Source organism: Enterovibrio norvegicus DSM 15893 (genome assembly GCF_900115495.1).
GTDB classification, from domain to species: Bacteria; Pseudomonadota; Gammaproteobacteria; order Enterobacterales; family Vibrionaceae; genus Enterovibrio; species Enterovibrio norvegicus.
In genome coordinates this window covers 1-17,799 of the sequence record NZ_FOWR01000018.1, presented here as the reverse complement: position 1 = coordinate 17,799, position 17,799 = coordinate 1, and the positions used below count along the sequence as shown (strand labels likewise).

General features: G+C 49.8%; 16 protein-coding genes and 1 other annotated feature. Of the genes, 10 read left to right on the top strand and 6 right to left on the bottom strand.

What is annotated here, in order from left to right:
• Position 1 precedes the first annotated feature (1 nt).
• The 4 genes from hisG to BM082_RS12755 form a co-directional block, all read right to left on the bottom strand.
• Entirely contained in the window at positions 2-898 is an 897-nt protein-coding gene (hisG, locus tag BM082_RS12770) for an ATP phosphoribosyltransferase (protein ID WP_017008895.1), read from the bottom strand.
• Between the two features lie 71 nt (positions 899-969).
• Positions 970-1,109 (bottom strand) — a sequence feature (His leader region).
• A 362-nt stretch (positions 1,110-1,471) separates the two neighbouring features.
• Entirely contained in the window at positions 1,472-1,657 is a 186-nt protein-coding gene (locus BM082_RS12765; RefSeq protein ID WP_017008897.1) for a hypothetical protein, read from the bottom strand.
• A gap of 63 nt (positions 1,658-1,720) precedes the next feature.
• On the bottom strand, positions 1,721-2,248 hold the full coding sequence (locus BM082_RS12760; RefSeq protein ID WP_074927164.1) for a YchJ family metal-binding protein: 528 nt from the start codon (positions 2,246-2,248) through the stop codon (positions 1,721-1,723).
• 171 nt (positions 2,249-2,419) lie between these two features.
• Positions 2,420-3,835 carry a glutamine synthetase family protein gene (locus BM082_RS12755; RefSeq protein WP_074927162.1) on the bottom strand — a complete coding sequence of 472 codons (1,416 nt, stop codon included), beginning with the start codon at positions 3,833-3,835 and terminating at the stop codon, positions 2,420-2,422.
• A gap of 441 nt (positions 3,836-4,276) precedes the next feature.
• On the opposite strand from BM082_RS12755, the gene BM082_RS12750 reads away from it, so the two are divergent.
• The 8 genes from BM082_RS12750 to BM082_RS12715 all read left to right on the top strand — a co-directional run bounded on the left by BM082_RS12750 (position 4,277) and on the right by BM082_RS12715 (position 13,785).
• Positions 4,277-5,050, top strand: a complete 774-nt coding sequence (locus BM082_RS12750) for a gamma-glutamyl-gamma-aminobutyrate hydrolase family protein (protein ID WP_017008903.1) — start codon at positions 4,277-4,279, stop codon at positions 5,048-5,050.
• Positions 5,043-6,389 (top strand): glutamine synthetase family protein, encoded by a 1,347-nt coding sequence (locus BM082_RS12745; RefSeq protein WP_017008904.1) that lies wholly within the window; start codon positions 5,043-5,045, stop codon positions 6,387-6,389. The genes BM082_RS12750 and BM082_RS12745 overlap by 8 nt, the downstream gene beginning before the upstream one ends.
• Before the next feature lie 159 nt (positions 6,390-6,548).
• Complete coding sequence (locus BM082_RS12740) at positions 6,549-7,937, top strand: aspartate aminotransferase family protein (RefSeq protein WP_017008905.1); 1,389 nt, start codon at positions 6,549-6,551, stop codon at positions 7,935-7,937.
• Between the two features lie 151 nt (positions 7,938-8,088).
• Entirely contained in the window at positions 8,089-9,207 is a 1,119-nt protein-coding gene (locus BM082_RS12735; protein ID WP_017016390.1) for a polyamine ABC transporter substrate-binding protein, read from the top strand.
• 181 nt (positions 9,208-9,388) lie between these two features.
• Complete coding sequence (gene potA / locus BM082_RS12730) at positions 9,389-10,540, top strand: polyamine ABC transporter ATP-binding protein (RefSeq protein WP_017008907.1); 1,152 nt, start codon at positions 9,389-9,391, stop codon at positions 10,538-10,540.
• Entirely contained in the window at positions 10,537-11,487 is a 951-nt protein-coding gene (locus tag BM082_RS12725) for an ABC transporter permease subunit (protein WP_017008908.1), read from the top strand. Before potA ends, BM082_RS12725 begins: the two co-directional genes overlap by 4 nt.
• Entirely contained in the window at positions 11,484-12,326 is an 843-nt protein-coding gene (locus BM082_RS12720) for an ABC transporter permease subunit (RefSeq protein ID WP_017008909.1), read from the top strand. Before BM082_RS12725 ends, BM082_RS12720 begins: the two co-directional genes overlap by 4 nt.
• Positions 12,327-12,441: 115 nt before the next feature.
• A complete protein-coding gene (locus BM082_RS12715; protein WP_017008910.1) occupies positions 12,442-13,785 on the top strand; it encodes an NAD(P)/FAD-dependent oxidoreductase in 1,344 nt (447 codons plus the stop codon).
• 102 nt (positions 13,786-13,887) lie between these two features.
• Here BM082_RS12715 and BM082_RS12710 read toward each other — a convergent pair whose 3' ends face one another.
• The gene (locus BM082_RS12710) at positions 13,888-14,436 is read right to left on the bottom strand and encodes a cupin domain-containing protein (RefSeq protein ID WP_017008911.1); all 549 of its coding nucleotides are present in this window, start codon (positions 14,434-14,436) and stop codon (positions 13,888-13,890) included.
• Between the two features lie 222 nt (positions 14,437-14,658).
• Here BM082_RS12710 and BM082_RS12705 point away from each other — a divergent pair, with 222 nt between their 5' ends.
• Together BM082_RS12705 and BM082_RS12700 are read left to right on the top strand one after the other, a co-directional pair.
• Positions 14,659-15,963: an NAD(P)/FAD-dependent oxidoreductase gene (locus BM082_RS12705; protein WP_017014068.1), complete on the top strand. Its 1,305-nt coding sequence runs from the start codon at positions 14,659-14,661 to the stop codon at positions 15,961-15,963.
• A gap of 228 nt (positions 15,964-16,191) precedes the next feature.
• Positions 16,192-17,409 (top strand): bifunctional alpha/beta hydrolase/OsmC family protein, encoded by a 1,218-nt coding sequence (locus tag BM082_RS12700; protein ID WP_074927160.1) that lies wholly within the window; start codon positions 16,192-16,194, stop codon positions 17,407-17,409.
• Positions 17,410-17,549: 140 nt separating this feature from the next.
• Here BM082_RS12700 and BM082_RS12695 read toward each other — a convergent pair.
• On the bottom strand, positions 17,550-17,799 hold a 250-nt coding region (locus BM082_RS12695; protein ID WP_139218787.1), incomplete at its 5' end, for a transposase.

The window sequence follows — 17,799 nt, the reverse complement described above, 5'->3', positions numbered from 1 at the left end:
CTTACTCCATCATTTTCTCAATTGGCAGCACCAGAATGGAGCTTGCACCCAAATCCTTCAGTTTTTCCATGGTTTCCCAGAACAGGTTTTCTGTGCTCACAAGATGTACCGCGACGCGCTGTTTGTCATGTGCCAATGGAAGGATGGTTGGATCTTCTGCGCCTGGCAGAAGCTCAACGATTTTTTCGAGTGTTTCGCTGGGTGCGTGAAGCATGATGTACTTAGATTCTTTCGCTTTGATCACACCGTTGATTCGCGTAAGAAGGCGGTCGATTAATTCAACTTTGTCGGAGGCAAAGTCGCCAGTGCGTTGGATAAGCACGGCTTTTGAACGGAATATCACTTCGGCTTCTTTCAGGCCGTTTGCTTCGAGGGTTGCGCCGGTTGATACCAAGTCACAAATTGCGTCAGCAAGGCCTGCGCGTGGTGCGACTTCAACTGAACCGTTCAACATACAAGTGCTGAATTTAACGTCTTGCTTGTCTAGGTAAGACTTAAGGATGTTTGGGTAGGTGGTCGCAATGCGTTTGCCCGCAAGATCTTGAGGGCCGTTGTAGTCTTGGTCTTTTTCAACAGCAACTGACAAGCGACAACCACCGAAGTCGAGACGGCGCAGTTTATTGTATTCGCTTGGCTCACCCATTTTAACGCGTTCTAGGCGAACTTCTTCCAATTCGTTTTCACCGATAACACCAAGGTCAACCACACCATCCATGATGAGGCCTGGGATATCGTCATCGCGCACCAATAATAAGTCGATAGGCATGTTTTCAGCGTGCGCCACAAGACGGTCGCCAGAAACATTGATTTTAACGCCACAGCGTTTTAGCAGCTCAAAGCACTCTTTTGCTAGGCGGCCTTTCTTTTGTATCGCGATTCTTAAGCGTTCTGTTTGCATGATCTAATCCCTGTATCTTTGGTTTCAACGCTCCCTTCTAGAAGACGTTGTCACAATTTTTAATCCTAAAATGTAAAAAACCCCCGGAAGGTTCGCTTCCGGGGGTCTGAATCTTGTATTCGCTTTCAATGACCGTTGGAAGAACCTAATCCTTGTCTTCCAGTCGAAACCAATCTTCCCGAAAGACTACTCAGGATGGTGATGATGGTGAATGGTCATGAGCGATTTTTGCATATTTACTTGACTACCTTGTCTGCGTATTTGTGTAAACCAGAGCACAATGTTTGCAATGTGCGTCATAAATTGGTTTAACGTTTACTTGGCATCAACACTAACAAACTCACTAAATATTGCAACAAGTAATTTGTGGATTTCTACATTTACAGAAGGGGTTCGCGGGGAAAGGCAAGAAACGCTGAGTTGACTCGCATTTGAAAGACACTTTAGTGACAGTTAGATGACTCTTTTTTGCAACGTCTTTCGAGCGGGTAAAGAGGCCGCTCTCTTGATTACAGGGCGATGCCTTGGCATTGAAAAGACGGTTTTCTTTCAGATTTATGTGTTTAAGGGGTTCTAGACGTAAATATCAAGTAACCCGTCTTTTTTCTTTTTGTCCGTGCTGTTGGCGGTCTCGTTGTTCGATGCCTCTTGTTCGTCATTTTCGATATCGCGCTCGGCATTAGATTTGGTCGCATCTTGCTTCAAGATCGTCCCGACTTTCTTGAGTGGCGCTTCTGTCAATTTGGGGAACCAAGTCATAGTCAATCCTCATGATCCGTTCCCCTATGTTATCGGCGTTAGCTCATTCGACTTGAGTGTTTTTTAACCGCAGCATTTTTTATGCTTTTTACCGCTGCCACATGGGCAAGGATCGTTGCGGCCAACTTTTTGTTGTTGTGGGTATTCGCCATCGAGGTAATACCACACCGTGTCTTCGCCTTTTTGTTCGGTGACAAAACGGGATTTTTCTTGCAGGCAATACTCATTACCGTTTTCAGCGTAGTGCGCTTTGAATTGCACGTAGCCAAGGTTACCTTCGGCTTCAACAGAGCTTGCGATCACCTCTAGGCCCAACCACTCACTGTTGACCGATTGCGCAATGGCGTCACGGTGTTTTTCCGCTTCACATGACGGGTGATAAGTCTCTATCACAAAATCCACCAAGCCCAATGCATGCGCGCTGTAGCGAGAGCGCATCAACTTTTCTGGGTGGTCAGCATTCGCGTGGTTGAGGTGAACAAGTTCACAACAATCACGATAAAGTGTGTTGCTGCAACACGGGCACGCTGACTCGCGCGCAAGAGAAAGATCATTGCTAGGTTGTTGTTCGGTCATGGGGTTCGTGGTCATGAAAAAGACGCTCGATAAAGTAAAATCGCGCCTATTTTCGAAGGCAACAGAAACAGAGTCAAGATAAGCCTGAACACGGCTTAATTGAGTCTGCGACAGCGATGAAAAAGGCGAAGCGTTCAGACCGCTTCGCCTTCGTGATTGCTTAGGGGTTAATTAATAGCTGCTTATCTAAAAAGCGTGCAAATACCAATCGTATTCTAAGCCCGTAATATGCTGTTCAAACTCTTCCAATTCCTTCTCTTTACACGTGACGAAAACATCCACGAAATCGGTGCCGAGGTATTCACGCATTGGATCTGATTGCGAAAGTACGCGCAGCGCATCACGTAGGTTCGTCGGTAGTGCATCGAATTCTAACTCTTTGTCGTAGGCGTTACCGACAACCGGCTCTGAAGGTTCGATTTTGTTTTCAATGCCATAAAGGACCGACGCCAGCAGGGCACTCATCATGAGGTAAGGGTTCGCATCTGCGCCAGCCACGCGGTGTTCAATGCGTGTGGCTTCGGGGGCATCGCCGGGAATTCGAAGTGCAGTGGTGCGGTTTTCAACACCCCACGTTGCCGCATTCGGCACGTAGAAATCCGGGCTGAATCGACGGAAGGAATTGATGTTTGGGCACAGGATTGCCATGTAATCCGGCATCAAGGCCAGCATGCCACCCAAGGCCCAGCGTAATGTGTCTGTCATTTTACCGTCTTCGGGGGATTGGAAGACGTTGTTGCCTTCTTCATCGACCAAACTGATGTGAACGTGCATGCCGTTACCTGCTTGGTCCGCATAAGGTTTGGCCATGAAGGTGGTATCAAGCTCATGTTCGTGCGCCACTTGCTTGATCACACGTTTAAGCAAAAGGGCATAATCACAGGCTGCGAGCGGATCATTGGTATGGGTAAGGTTAATTTCAAATTGCCCTGGGGCGGATTCTGCGACGATGGTATCCGCAGGCAGGCCTTGTTCTCGCGCGGCATCAATGATGCCCGTTAGGAACTCTGAATATTCGTCCAGATCATCCAGCGAATAGACTTGCGTGTTTTCTGGGCGCCTACCTGTGACGGGAGAAATCGGCGGCAGTGGTGCTTGGCCAGATTCCTGACTGTCGATTAAATAAAACTCTAATTCAAATGCCGACACAGGCGTTAAGCCTTTGTCTTTAATCTGTCTAACAAGGCGTCGCAAGATCATGCGGGGATCGCCGAAGAAAGGGGTTTGCGGATCTTCGTACATTTCGAGCAGCAATTGTGCGATAGGACGCTTTTGCCAAGGCTGAGTGGTTAGCGAGCCTGCAACAGGAAAACAGATGGCATCGGATTCACCAATCTCCAACCCTAATCCTGTTTCTTCTACCGGATTTCCTTTGATATTCATGCCGTAGATAGAGATAGGAAGGGCGATACCGTGCTCATAGGCTTTTGGCAATTTGTCTTTCTCGACGCGTTTTCCGCGAACAATGCCATTCATATCAATCAGTAACAGGTCTATGAACTCCATTTCTGGGTGTTCTGCGAGAAATTGCGATGCCTCTTTTGGGTCGGGCAGCGCGGTATCTTTTTCCTTGAACAATGCCTTGTCTGTTTGATATCGCATATGTCACCTGTCTGGGTGTAAATTATATCAATCACTCCTAGTGATACCTCTGAGTGAATAGTAAACCCTGTTGAATGTCAACCGCGTCGCGGTTCACAAAAATCATCTTATCTCATAAAATCAATGCGATAAGGTGCGATAAATCAAGCCATTACCAATGTTAAGAAAATGAAAAATAAATCGAACGCAAATGTTGATTGGCTCTCTTGCGTAATTTATTTTTAACGTGTAGCGTGTGAAAAAACGAACGCACTATAGATAATGTAAAACATCACAGGGTTTTGAAATCGCCGCCTCATCACGTATTGAAAGGTAATGGACGTGAAACACGAGGAACGTTAAATAAAGGGTGAGCATTGTGATGTAGGTACATCGCCAGTGCGACCAGTAGCTTGGTCGATAGATGGCTTGATCAAGAGATGGAATGATAACGAGGTGTTTATGACTCGCTCAGCAATGCCTATGGTCGGAGTGAGCGGCTGCACAAGCCAGCTTGGGTTGCATCCTTTCCATATCGCCGGAGACAAATACCTGAGAGGGGTGTCAGACGGAGCCAATTGCTGTCCTTTAATTATCCCAGCGTTGGGTGATGCGCTGCCTATGGGCGCACTGCTGTCCTCACTCGATGGCATTCTTTTCACGGGATCGCCGTCCAACATTCAACCCCATCACTATTCAGGTACTCCCAGCGAACCGGGCACGCAACACGACCCAGATCGCGATGCCACCACACTTCCTATGATGAAACTCGCCTTAGACATGGGCGTGCCTTTTCTCGCTATATGCCGAGGCTTTCAGGAAATGAACGTGGTGATGGGCGGAACGCTCCATCAGAAATTGCACGACGTGGGTGATTTCATTGAACACCGCGAAGACAAAACCGCGCCGGTTGATATTCAATACGGCCTCTCTCACACCGTAAACATTGAACCCGGGGGCCTCCTCTGCGAGGCGTGGGGTCGCACTTCTGCTGACGTTAATTCTGTTCATACGCAAGGTATAGACAGGTTGGGTGAAGGATTGCGACCTGAAGCGACAGCCCCTGATGGCTTGATAGAAGCCATGTCTGTTATCAATGCGAAACAATTTGCTTTAGGTGTGCAATGGCATCCTGAGTGGAAGGTCACAAAAAATCCCTTTTATTCAGCTATCTTCGAAGTATTCGGAAATGCCTGCAGACAGCGAGCGAAGGAACGTGAGAAAGCCAATGAATAAATTAAAGAAATGGTTAAAAGACAATGAAATCACAGAAGTAGAGTGCGTGGTCGGCGATTTGTCTGGGATTGCACGCGGCAAAATCGCCCCTGTCGATAAATTCATCAGTGAAGGCGAAATGCGCCTGCCTGAGAGTGTATTGCTTCAAACTGTGACCGGTGATTATGTTGATGACGACATTTATTACGCACTGTTAGATGAAGCGGATATCGACTTCATTTGTAAACCTGACGAAGACGCGGTCTACCTCTTGCCGTGGACCGTGGAAAAAACCGCGCAAATCATTCATGACACCTTCGATAAGATGGGAAACCCCATCGATCTGACACCTCGCAATGTGCTTAAAAAAGTCCTTAAGCTCTATGAAGAGCAAAACTGGCAACCCGTTGTAGCGCCAGAAATGGAGTTTTACCTCACCGCACGAAGTGCCGATCCCGATTTACCACTTGAGCCGCCGATTGGTCGTTCAGGCCGTGTTGAAACAGGCCGTCAGTCGTTTTCCATTGATGCTGCCAACGAATTCGATCCCCTGTTTGAAGACATGTACGACTGGTGTGAAACCCAAGGCTTGTCGATTGACACCTTGATACATGAAGAAGGTGTCGCGCAGATGGAAATCAATTTCCGTCATGGCGATCCATTGGTGCTTGCGGACCAAGTCTTTGTATTCAAACGCACGCTTCGAGAAGCCGCGCTCAAACACAACGTGGTTGCTACCTTCATGTCCAAGCCAATCACGGATGAGCCGGGCAGTGCAATGCACTTGCACCAGAGTATTCTGGATACCAAAACGGGCAAGAACATCTTCACTAGTGAAGATGGCACCAGCTCATCACTTTTCTACGGTCACATCGCTGGCCTACAGCAATACATTCCTCAAATGCTGCCGTTATTCGCACCCAACGTGAATTCCTTCCGCCGTTTTCTGCCTGATACGTCAGCGCCAGTGAATGTGGAGTGGGGTGAAGAAAACCGCACCTGTGGTTTGCGTGTACCGAGTTGCTCACCACAAAACCGCCGTGTTGAAAACCGTCTGCCGGGCGCGGATGCCAACAGTTATTTGGCGATCGCGGCGAGTTTGTTGTGTGGCTACATCGGCATGATGAAAGAATTAAAACCAACGTCACCCGCACAAGGGCGCAATTATGAAATCCGTAGCCCTGTGTTGCCTTACACCCTAGAGAGTGCGCTCGAATCGATGGAAGCGTGTGATGAAGTGGCAGAGTATCTCGGTGATGCATTCGCGAAAGCCTACATCGCGGTGAAACGCAAAGAACAAGAGAACTTCAAGCGCGTGATCAGTTCGTGGGAGCGTGAGTTCTTGCTGCTAACGGTCTAGCTGTGATCGGTTTAAGGGCATAAACCCCAAGCAAGAAACCAATAAATGCAATTTACATAGAAAGAAACAAGCGAGAAAAGAACAATGAAGAAAAGGTGGTGACCTGCATGACGTAAATGCGGGTTGCCGAAGACAAACCAACATGGATGTGGAGGTCACATGACACACGCCGTGCAAAACCAAGATACACAAACCTTACAAGCATTAGACAATGCACATTACCTTCACCCTTTCAGTGATCACAAGTCGCTGCGAGAGAAGGGCGCAAGAATGATTGTGCGTGCGGAAGGGGTGTATATTTGGGACAGCGACGGTAACCGTATCCTGGATGGAATGGCAGGCCTTTGGTGCGCCAATATTGGCTATGGCGAGAAACGTCTGGCCGACGCTGCGCAACGTCAAATGCAGGAACTGCCTTACTACAACAGCTTCTTTCAATGTGCTCACCCTCCTGTGGTTGAGCTTGCCAAAGAGATTGCCGATCTCGCGCCGGACCATATGAATCAGGTGTTCTTTACAGGCTCTGGTTCGGAATCAAATGACACTGTACTTCGTATGGTGCGTCATTACTGGACACTCAAAGGCCAACCGGAAAAATTTACCATTATCGGCCGTCACAATGGCTATCATGGATCGACCGTTGCGGGCGCAAGCCTTGGTGGAATGAAAGCCATGCATAAGCAAGGTGGCTTGCCGATTCCTGGCATTCACCATATTCCTCAACCTTATTGGTTTGGGGAAGGTGGGGACCTCACCCCAGAGGCGTTTGGTATTCAAGCCGCGCAAGAACTCGAAAAAGCCATTCTTGAACTCGGCGAAGACAAGGTTGCCGCCTTTATTGCTGAACCCTTTCAAGGGGCGGGTGGCGTGATTATTCCCCCTTCTACTTATTGGCCTGAAATCGGCCGTATCCTCGAGAAATACGACATTTTGATGATCGCTGACGAAGTGATCTGTGGCTTTGGCCGAACGGGAGAATGGTTCGGCAGCCAACATTTCGGTATCCATCCCGACTTTATGCCCATCGCGAAAGGCATGACCTCGGGATACATTCCTATGGGTGGCGTGATTGTGAGCGACCGCGTGGCGAACACCTTTGAAGAAAAGGGCGGTGATTTCAACCACGGTTACACCTATTCAGGGCACCCCGTTTCTGCGGCCGTGGCGCTCGAAAATCTTCGCGTGATGAAAGAGAAGAATTTGGTCCAGTATGTCAAAGAAGACATTGGTCCCTACTTGCAACGCAAATGGCAAACACTGGCTGATCATCCTCTGGTAGGAGAAGCACGAGGTGTTGGACTTGTCGCGGCCATTGAATTGGTGAAAGACAAAGCAACACGTGGACGATTTGATGAATCTGTCGGTATTGGTGAAATTTGTCGCGACCTGAGTGTCGAGAACGGCCTTGTTATGCGGGCTTGCGGCGATACCATGATCATCAGCCCACCGCTTGTCATCTCACATTCGGAAGTGGATGAACTTGTTGAAAAAGCGAGCTTGGCCTTGGATCTCACCTTCGAGCATCTCAAACGCCTCGACGCGGTGTAGCGTTAATGTAAGGGACATCGACAGGACACGATATCATGCGCATATTTCGGTGTGCGCACACCATCACGCCAGATTGGATAGATCTGGTTGGGAGACAGGGATGTGATAGCGCGCTCTATCTCCGATACGGAAAGGACCCAAAGGAGAGAACATGAAAATGGCAATCCGAAATAAGACCACCGCAGCTGCCCTTGCGGGGCTGTTGGCGTCATCTGGACTGATGATGTCCACCAGCGTTCATGCGGAAGAAATCCTACGTATATACAACTGGAGCGATTACATCGCCGAAGACACCATAGAGAACTTTGAAAAAGAAACAGGGATTAAAGTGACCTATGACGTGTACGACAGTAATGACGTACTCGAAGCCAAACTGCTGTCAGGAAACTCTGGTTATGACCTGGTAGTGCCTTCCAGTAATTTCCTCGCCAAACAAATCCAAGCAGGTGCGTTCCAAAAGCTGGATAAAGCGCTTCTGACCAACAGCGGCAACCTTGACCCCGCCATGATGAAACGCCTCGAAATGGCCGATCCGGGCAACCAGTATTCAATCCCTTACCTTTGGGGCACCAATGGTATTGGCTACAACGTAGAGAAAGTGAAAGCTGCGTTGGGTGGGCCGCTACCTGAGAACAAACTTGATCTGCTGCTTGATCCGCAATACGCCGCCAAGTTGAAGAGTTGTGGGATTGCCGTGGTCGATTCAGCTGACGAAGTCATGCCACAAGTGCTGCAATATTTGGGTAAAGATCCCAATTCAACCAACAAGAAAGATTACAAAGCCGTGGGCGAAGCGCTCGCTAAAATCCGCCCGTATGTTACGTATTTCCACTCTTCTCGCTACATCACAGACTTGGCGAATGGTGATATCTGCTTAGCGTATGGCTTCTCCGGCGATATTTTCCAAGCCGCTGACCGTGCGGATGAAGCAGGGAATGGTCAAGTCGTCGATTACGCCATTCCAAGTGAAGGTGCACAGCTTTGGTTCGACATGATGGCAATCCCCGCCGATGCGAAGAATGCCAAAAACGCACTGGCTTTCATGAACTACTTGCTGCGTCCTGAAGTGATCGCTCCGATCACCGATTACGTGGTGTATGCAAACCCGAACCCCGCCTCCAATGATCTGATTGAAAAAGAGATCTTGGAGAACCCATCGATTTACCCAACGCCAGAAGTGATGGATCGTCTGTTCATTTCTGAAGTCCTCCCTCTGAAAATTAATCGCGTGCGAACGCGCATTTGGACCCGCATGAAAACGGGGCAATAGCGACACTTGTCGCAGGCTTTACGCCGCGCTTATCAGTAGACCTAGCGCGGCGTGTTTCCATACCAGATGTGTCGCTCGAAGGAGAGCCACTTAGTGAAATGAGCTGCCCAGGCATGTCGAATGTTAGGTGGTTGTCCTTCCAGAGCAATAACGGCGATTGCAGCAGTAAGTAGGAGGTCTCATGACGACCAATAATCCGCAACCCAGTAATTTACAAGACGGCGCGGAGCAGGGCGCGGCGAAACAAGAGCCGCTGTTGAAAATCGATCGCGTCAGCAAGCTATTTGGCGATGTACGTGCCGTTGATGATGTGTCATTGACCATTGACCGAGGCGAGATATTCTCGTTGCTTGGCGGATCTGGATCGGGGAAATCGACCTTGCTACGCATGCTGGCGGGCTTCGAAAAACCGTCGAGCGGGCGCATTTTTCTTGATGGCGAAGACATCACCGATATCCCTCCCTATGATCGACCGATCAACATGATGTTTCAGTCTTATGCCTTGTTTCCGCACATGACCGTCGCGCAGAACATTGCCTTTGGTTTGAAGCAAGACAAGATGAAGAAAGACGAGATCAACGCTAACGTCGAAGAAATGCTTCGTCTTGTTCGGATGGAAGCCTTTGCCAACCGGAAACCGCATCAACTGTCAGGTGGTCAGCGTCAGCGCGTGGCGTTGGCGCGTTCACTCGCTAAACGGCCGAAGCTATTGTTGCTTGATGAGCCAATGGGGGCACTGGATAAAAAACTGCGGACACAAATGCAGTTAGAAGTGGTTGAGATTCTTGAACGTGTTGGCGTGACCTGCGTGATGGTGACACATGACCAAGAAGAAGCCATGACCATGGCAGGACGTATATCCATCATGCATGAAGGGTGGATAGCACAAACAGGTACGCCGACAGACATCTACGAAAGCCCGAACAGCCGAATGATTGCTGAGTTTATTGGCTCAGTGAACTTGTTCGAAGGGGAAATCGTTACCGACGAAACGGACCATTGCATCATTGATTCACAAGAAACGCCGCAACCAATGTATGTGGGTTATGGTGTTGCTACCAACCTTGAGGACAAAAAGGTGTGGTTGGCGGTGAGACCAGAAAAAGCCTTAATCGGGCGTGACCAACCTGACGAGCAATACAATTGGGCGAAAGGCATTGTTCACGATATCGCGTATTTGGGCGGCACCTCGGTGTACTACGTGAAACTGCCAACCGATAAAATTGTCATGTGCAGTATGGCCAATGTGACACGTCGTCAAGACAGACCCACATGGGACGATGAAGTCTTCATTAGTTGGGAGGCCACCAGTGGTGTGGTGTTGCGCGTATGACAAACTCAACCTCCCCAATGCAAAACGGCACAAAAGCGGCAGCCCCACACAAATCACGCGTCCTTTTTCCGAAGGGCCGTCATTTCACCATGGGCTTCCCGTTCTTTTGGCTGCTGTTGTTCTTTGCGCTGCCGTTTGCCATCGTGTTGAAAATCAGTTTCTCGACCGCAGCCATTGCCATTCCGCCTTATGAAGCCATCGCACAATACGCCGATGAAGTGCTCGAAATTGCCATCAACCTTGAAAACTACATCCGTATTCTTGATGACGATTTGTATTACCTCGCATACCTCAGTTCCCTCAAAATTGCATTCTTCTCAACGTTAGGCTGTTTGCTGTTGGGCTATCCCATGGCTTATGCCATCGCCCGTGCTCCTGCCCGTATGCAAACCTTGCTGCTCTTGCTGATCATGTTGCCTTCATGGACGTCATTTCTGATCCGTGTTTACGCATGGATGGGGCTGCTGAGTAACACGGGCATCATCAACAGTTCGCTGATCTGGCTGGGTGTCATCACAGATCCCATTCAGATCCTTAACACGAATGTCGCGGTGTATATCGGCATTGTGTATACCTACCTGCCGTTTATGGTGCTGCCGCTGTACGCCAATTTGGTGAAGCTGGATGGGAGCTTGTTGGAAGCCGCGTCTGATCTTGGTTCTCGCAATTTCAATACCTTCTGGAACGTGACCTTACCGCTGTCGAAAGGCGGCATCATTGCGGGTTCCATGTTGGTGTTTATCCCCGTTGTGGGCGAATTCGTGATCCCTGAACTGCTAGGCGGTCCTGAAACCTTGATGATAGGGAAAGTGCTGTGGCAGGAATTCTTTAATAACCGAGATTGGCCGGTAGCATCGGCGTTGGCAATTGTGATGCTGCTGCTATTGATCATTCCGATCACCTTATTCCATCACTATCAATCCAAAGACATGGAGGCTGACCGATGAAACGTTGGCAATTTTCTACCGTGATGCTCTGGGTCGGGTTGGTGTTCCTCTATCTGCCCATGCTGATCTTGGTGATTTACTCTTTCAATGCGTCAAAGCTTGTGACTGTATGGGGGGGATTCTCACCTAAGTGGTATGCAGAACTTTTTAAAGATGAACAGATTCTGCAAGCCGTTTGGACAAGCCTTCGTATCGCGTTTTATAGCTCAACCATGGCGGTCATCATTGGCACATTGGCAGCGTTCGTCATGACGCGATTTAGACGCTCATGGGGACGTTTAAGCCTATCAAATATGATCACCGCACCTTTGGTGATGCCAGATGTGATCATCGGTTTGTCGCTGTTGCTTTTGTTCGTGCAAATGGGCGAGCTGTTCGGCTGGCCAGCCGAGCGCGGCATGACGACGGTGTGGATTGCACACTCTACATTTTGTGCGGCTTATGTGGCTGTGGTGGTGTCATCGCGGTTGCGGGAACTCGATTTTTCTATTGAAGAAGCCGGTATGGATTTAGGTGCAACGCCGCTGAAGGTCTTCTTTGTGATCACTGTGCCCATGATAGCGCCTGCGCTGGTGGCGGGGTGGTTACTGAGTTTTAGCTTGTCGCTTGATGACTTGGTGATCGCAAGCTTTGTCTCTGGCCCCGGTTCAACGACCTTGCCAATGGTGGTGTTCTCGTCTGTCAGGCTAGGCGTGTCGCCGAAAATCAATGCACTCGCGACCCTGATTATTCTGGCCGTTTCTTTGTTCGCGTTTCTTTCTTGGTACGTGGCGCGTCGCGCTGAACGGAAATCCTTGGAAGACATGAAACGAATGAATGAAGACCTGCCGGCGTCATAACCAGAACCTGATAATTTGCTTCAGGACCCAGGACCCAGGACCCAGGATCCAAAGACGTTAGACCTGAAACCGTAAATAACCGTTAAGCGTTTTTTCATGTAGGGAAGATAACATCATGCTGGAACAAACACGTTCGAGTGAACACGATGCAGGCGCTGCGGCGTCTGGGATCGTTGATGCAGCCGTAGAGCATGCGCCTTCGTATTACGCGGCGTCTGCCAACCCTTCTCCGGTTCGCGATGCGTTAACCGCAGACATCGAAACGGATGTCTGCATTATCGGCGCCGGTTACACGGGCTTGTCGTCCGCTTTGCATCTGCTTGAGGCGGGCTTTCGTGTCACCGTGCTTGAAGCCGCGCGCGTGGGGTGGGGGGCGTCAGGTCGAAATGGCGGACAGATCGTTAACAGCTACAGCCGCGACATTGATGTCATTGAGAAAACCGTCGGCAAAAAAGATGCGGCCCTGTTTGGTGACATGGCCTTTGAGGGCGGGCGTATTATCCGTGAGCGCGTTGAAAAATACGGCATCCGCTGTGACCTCAAAGACGGTGGCGTTTTTGCCGCACTAAACGACAAACAGCTTAAAGAGATTCAGCACCAAAAAGCATTGTGGGAGCGTTATGGAAACGACCAACTTGAAATGCTCTCTCAATCTGACATGCGCAATGTGGTGGATACCGACCAGTACGTGGGTGGCTTACTCGACAAAAGTGGCGGTCATATTCATCCGTTAAACCTCGCCTTAGGGGAAGCGGCAGCCGTTGAAAGCCTTGGCGGTAAAATCTACGAAGACTCGGCGGTTGTGCGCGTTGAACGCGGCGAACCGGTCAAAGTATTCACCGAAAAAGGGTCAGTGACAGCCTCGTTTCTGATCGTGGCGGGGAATGCGTACCTTGGTGGGCTTGTGCCTGAGCTGAAAGCCAAGTCCATGCCTTGCGGTACACAAGTGATTGCAACAGAGCCGTTGTCAGACGAACAAGCTTCAGCCATTTTACCGCAAGATTATTGCGTAGAAGATTGTAATTACTTACTCGATTATTACCGTTTATCCGGCGACAAACGCCTGATTTATGGTGGCGGCGTGGTGTATGGCGCGCGTGACCCTTCAGACATTAACGCCATCATTCGCCCCAAAATGCTCAAGACCTTCCCCCAGCTGGAAAACGTGAAAATCGACTATAGCTGGACGGGCAACTTCTTAATGACCTTATCTCGCTTGCCGCAAGTCGGGCGCATTGGCAACAATATCTACTATTCCCAAGGTTGCAGTGGTCATGGCGTCACCTACACGCACCTTGCGGGACGGCTGATGTCGGAAGTACTGAAAGGGCAAGCCGAGCGTTTTGATGCCTTTGCGTCTTTACCACACTTGCCGTTCCCCGGTGGGCACATGCTGCGCGTACCGTTTTCGATGTTAGGGGCGTGGTATTACACAGTGCGGGATAAGTTTGGTATTTGAAGCCAAGTGTTGTGCATTGTTTTACTCATCGCCTCCACAACTAAGCGGCTGGAGGCGATGCATTCAGCGATTTGAATGCGGCGTAATTGACGGCAAAAGCCATCAGAAGTTTGCAGGGGTTGTCGCGCTGAAAATGCGACAGGTTTCCTCAAAAGGATTGGCGAAACGGTGCGGTCGGTTACTGTCGAAGTAATAGCTATCGCCGGCTTCAAGCACAAAAACGTCATCACCGACTGTCAGTTCAAGGCGACCTTCGATCACAATGCCAGATTCTTCACCGTCATGCTGAAGCATGTCATCACCTGAGTTGGTGTTGGGCGGATAGATTTCGGATAGTACGGACAAGGCGCGGTTGGGAAAGGCTTTACCCACAACTTTCATGGAAACGTCGTCAGAGCCGATTTCAAGAAGGTCTTCTTGGCGATAAACAACGGGCGCGGTGTCTGCCTCCGCGATATCGGCAGAAAAGAATTCCACCAGTGACATAGGAATGCCGGAGAGCACCTTTTTGAGGGAGCTTACTGAAGGGCTGACGCTGTTTTTCTCAATCATAGAGATGGTGCTGTTGGTGACGCCCGCGCGTTTTGCGAGTTCGCGTTGGGACAAGCCACGGCTCTTTCTTATTGCTTTAAGGTTGGCACCGATATCCAATGTCAGCGTCTCCTTTTTTGTTCTTAAAAGTGGTCGAGCACGCCCGAATCCCGAGATACTCACAGATAACTGTAATAGATTTTGAACATGAGATCCTACTGACTCACGGTGGGTAATCAAGTGTTTTGTGAGCAACCAATAAGAATTGAGACCAAACGCGACAACGAAAACCAATGAATGCGTTAGTCTTTGTTAATTATATTTTACATTGAGGATGCCGCCATGCGCACCGCGACAACAAACCTGCCGCACACGTCGTCTTACTACGCAGCGACAGCAAAATACCCGCAACGTTATCCGCAATTATCAGAATCCATTTCTGCCGATGTGTGCATCGTGGGCGGCGGGTTCAGTGGCGTGAACAGCGCGATTGAATTGGCGCAGCGTGGCTATTCCGTGGTGTTACTTGAATCGAACAAGGTGGGCTGGGGCGCATCGGGTCGAAATGGCGGGGAGTTGATTCGTGGCATCGGCCACGGCATCGAGCAGTTCACCAACCAAATTGGTCGCGAAGGCGTAGACGCCATCAACCAAATGGGCGTGGAAGCGGTGCAGATCGTCAAAGATCGTGCGGGTGAATTCAATATCGACTGCGATCTGGCGATGGGCTATTGCGATCTTGCGTTAAAGCCGGCACACATCAAAGAGCTGCAAGAAGACTTCGATGCGTTAACGGCATCGGGCTATCCCCATGACATTAAAATGTTGAGCAAAGCAGACCTAGCAGATGTGATTGGATCAGATCGCTATACGGGCGGCATGCTCGACATGGGAAGTGGTCACTTACACCCACTCAACTTAGTGGCGGGCGAAGCGGTCGCCGCAGCGTCATTGGGCGTGCAAATCTTTGAAGACAGCGGCGCCGTGAGCATCACGAAAGGTGACAAGCCTGTGGTGAAAACCGAAAAAGGGCAAGTGACCTGCCGGTATCTATTACTGGCGGGCAATGCGTATATTGGCCATAAACTTGAGCCCTATATTGGTGGGAAGGTGTTGCCTGCGGGAAGCTATATCATTGCCACAGAGCCTTTAACCGACGAACAAGTTCGCCAGACCATTCCTCAAAATATGGCGTTTGCGGATTTAAGCATTGCGTTGGATTACTACCACCTCTCGGGCGATAATCGCCTCTTATTTGGCGGGTTATGCACCTATTCCGGCAAAGACCCGAAAGACATCACTGGCGCATTGTTGCCGAATTTAGAGCGCGTCTTCCCTGCACTAAAAGGCATTAACATCGACTTTGAGTGGGGCGGAATGATCGGTATCGGCGCAAATAGATTGCCTCAAATCGGTACCCTGCCAGATTCCCCCAATATCTTTTACGCGCAGGCTTACTCTGGGCATGGCGTGAACGCGACACACATGGCGGGAAAAGTGATTGCAGAAGCCATATCGGGCACTGCGGAACGCTTTGATGTGTTTGCGCGCGTGAAACACATGACATTTCCGGGTGGCCCACTGCTTCGTTCACCGCTGCTCGCCATCGGCATGACGTATCATCGAATCAAAGAAGTGCTTCAGTAGCTCAATTTTTCACGCCGACATTGATTTTTAAATAATAAATTCAGTGACTTACTTTCTCATAAGTAAGTTTTAGATGTGTTGTCATACTTTTTTCGTTCACCGGTCTTTTTAGTATCCAAGTACTCTGACAGTACGCCTCGCAGGGTTTGCAACAATCCAGCCCGCAAGGCGATGTCTAACAAGCAGAGAAGGTGTCTTTGACGGGCGCTTGCTAATCAGGAGAGAAGAATGGCTGGAAAACGCAATAAAGTGACCTTCACAAGCGGCGGGTTAGAGCTTGCTGGCTTGCTAGAAACCCCAGATCAAAACGTGCGCGGGTATGCGCTATTCGCCCACTGCTTTACCTGTGGCAAAGATGTGGCGGCGGCATCTCGCATTTCACGCGCTTTGGTGAACATTGGTTTTGCTGTCTTTCGATTTGATTTCACTGGCCTTGGTGGCAGTGACGGTGATTTTGAAAACACCAATTTTTCATCGAATGTTGACGACCTTGTGGCGGCGGCAGATTTTTTGCGCGACAACTATGAAGCGCCGCTGCTTCTGATCGGACACAGCCTGGGTGGTCGCGCGGTATTGTCAGCGGCGCATCGTATTCCTGAAGTGTCAGCGGTAGCCACAGTGGGCGCGCCTGCGGATGCAGAACACGTGTCGAAGCAATTCGCGGCACACGTTGAGAACATTGATGCAGAAGGGCAGGCGGAAGTGAGCCTTGCAGGTCGTCCGTTTACCATCAAAAAACAATTCCTTGATGACATTCGCGCCGAGAACGATGACATCGAAAACCTGCGTGTTCCTCTGCTGGTGATGCATTCGCCCATAGACAGCATCGTGCTTATCAAAGAGGCAGAAAAGATTTATACCCGTGCCAAACACCCGAAAAGCTTTGTTACCTTGGACACTGCCGATCACCTGCTCTCGAACAAGGATGATGCGCAATACGTGGCTGAGCTCATTGCAGCGTGGTCGCAACGCTACATCGATAAAGCCTCGCCCATCAAAGAAGCAGATGCTGGCGTCACACGCGGCGAAGTGCTGGTGAGTGAACACAACAAAGCCTTTACGCGCACCATTCAGACTGACCATCACCAATGGTTTATGGATGAACCCGTTGATTTTGGCGGTGATAACCTTGGCCCCGATCCTTACGAGCATGTGCTGGCAGGACTCGGTGCGTGTACCTCCATGACCATTCGCATGTATGCCAATCGCAAGAAACTCCCATTGGACGATGTGAAAGTCACGCTGTCCCACAGCCGCCAACACGGCGCGGATTGTGAGCACTGCGATGAAGAGGATTCGAAAGTCGAAGTGCTGTCGCGCAACATCGAGCTGGTGGGCGATTTGACGGAAGAACAACGTCAGCGCTTGCTGGAAATTGCGGATAAGTGTCCGGTGCATAAGACGCTGGAAAGTAAGATCGTGATTACGACGGCGTTAGCGGATTAGGGTGAAGAGCGGGAGAGCGGGAAGCGCCAGATGGCGAGTTTCGAGTGTCGAGAAAGAGCAGATTAGAGCAAGAGCTGAAAATAAGAACTTGACGGTTATTGTTCGTAACGAGCCTGTAACAGATTCTGTGTAACTGCCATTTAGTTAATATGCTTTTCGAGGCGCTCCCCGAACTCGATAATAAATCGACTCATCGCCTGACGCCAGTTTCGAATCGGCATCGTCCATTTCTTGCTGGCGTCCTTGATGGCCAGGTACACCATCTTCCTTGCCGCATCATCACTTGGGAATACTTTTCGCTTTTTGATAGCCCTACGGATAACGCTGTTGAGCGATTCAATCGCATTGGTGGTGTATATCGCTTTGCGAATATCATCAGGATAATTGAAT

Coding starts and splice junctions, on each gene's coding strand:
- hisG (WP_017008895.1), bottom strand. CDS start 898: ATGCAAACAGAACGCTTAAGAATCGCGATACAAAAGAAAGGCCGCCTA.
- BM082_RS12765 (WP_017008897.1), bottom strand. CDS start 1,657: ATGACTTGGTTCCCCAAATTGACAGAAGCGCCACTCAAGAAAGTCGGG.
- BM082_RS12760 (WP_074927164.1), bottom strand. CDS start 2,248: ATGACCACGAACCCCATGACCGAACAACAACCTAGCAATGATCTTTCT.
- BM082_RS12755 (WP_074927162.1), bottom strand. CDS start 3,835: ATGCGATATCAAACAGACAAGGCATTGTTCAAGGAAAAAGATACCGCG.
- BM082_RS12750 (WP_017008903.1), top strand. CDS start 4,277: ATGACTCGCTCAGCAATGCCTATGGTCGGAGTGAGCGGCTGCACAAGC.
- BM082_RS12745 (WP_017008904.1), top strand. CDS start 5,043: ATGAATAAATTAAAGAAATGGTTAAAAGACAATGAAATCACAGAAGTA.
- BM082_RS12740 (WP_017008905.1), top strand. CDS start 6,549: ATGACACACGCCGTGCAAAACCAAGATACACAAACCTTACAAGCATTA.
- BM082_RS12735 (WP_017016390.1), top strand. CDS start 8,089: ATGAAAATGGCAATCCGAAATAAGACCACCGCAGCTGCCCTTGCGGGG.
- potA (WP_017008907.1), top strand. CDS start 9,389: ATGACGACCAATAATCCGCAACCCAGTAATTTACAAGACGGCGCGGAG.
- BM082_RS12725 (WP_017008908.1), top strand. CDS start 10,537: ATGACAAACTCAACCTCCCCAATGCAAAACGGCACAAAAGCGGCAGCC.
- BM082_RS12720 (WP_017008909.1), top strand. CDS start 11,484: ATGAAACGTTGGCAATTTTCTACCGTGATGCTCTGGGTCGGGTTGGTG.
- BM082_RS12715 (WP_017008910.1), top strand. CDS start 12,442: ATGCTGGAACAAACACGTTCGAGTGAACACGATGCAGGCGCTGCGGCG.
- BM082_RS12705 (WP_017014068.1), top strand. CDS start 14,659: ATGCGCACCGCGACAACAAACCTGCCGCACACGTCGTCTTACTACGCA.
- BM082_RS12700 (WP_074927160.1), top strand. CDS start 16,192: ATGGCTGGAAAACGCAATAAAGTGACCTTCACAAGCGGCGGGTTAGAG.